General features: G+C 73.4%; 1 protein-coding gene. It reads right to left on the bottom strand.

What is annotated here, in order from left to right; genetic code table 11:
* Nucleotides 1-199 (bottom strand): Na+/H+ antiporter NhaA (locus G3I78_RS48055; RefSeq protein WP_203616533.1); only part of this gene is annotated, 199 nt, incomplete at its 3' end.
* Between the last annotated feature and the right edge of the window lie 271 nt (nucleotides 200-470).

Below are 470 nucleotides of genomic sequence, written 5' to 3'. Positions count from 1 at the left end.
TTACCCAGTGTTGCAGGTCCATCTCGAACGACCAGGGCCCGACGTGCCAGCCCGCGGTCGCCGACCACAGGTCGTCGTAGGCGCCCGACCAGGCGGAGTTGGCCCACACGAGCGCGACGACGGTCGCGACGAGCAGGAGCACCGCGCCGCCCGCCTCGGTCGCGAGGAACGACCGCAGGGAGGGCGCGACGGGACGCAGCTGGAAGCGCAGCGGCGGGCCCGGCCGGGCGGGGACGCGGACGATCGGGAACGACGACGGCGGAGCGGGCTCGGTCACGGGGCCTCCGGGTGGTGGGGGACGGGCGACGCCCCCGGGCGTCGGACGTGCGAGCGGGGATCTTTGGGCCTTCGGGCCAACCCTGGGCCGGCCCTGCGCTGGGACAACTCTTCCGGGCGGGAGTTCCTTCCGCAACGGGCCGGGTGCGGCGGAGTTCTCCACCACCCTGTCCACAGTGTCGAAAAGTTCTTCC

The sequence above is a fragment of the Streptomyces sp. SID13726 genome, assembly GCF_010548375.1.
GTDB lineage: Bacteria > Actinomycetota > Actinomycetes > Streptomycetales > Streptomycetaceae > Streptomyces.
Note: the sequence above shows the minus strand (reverse complement) of the source record. Positions and strands in the feature narration are given on the sequence as shown.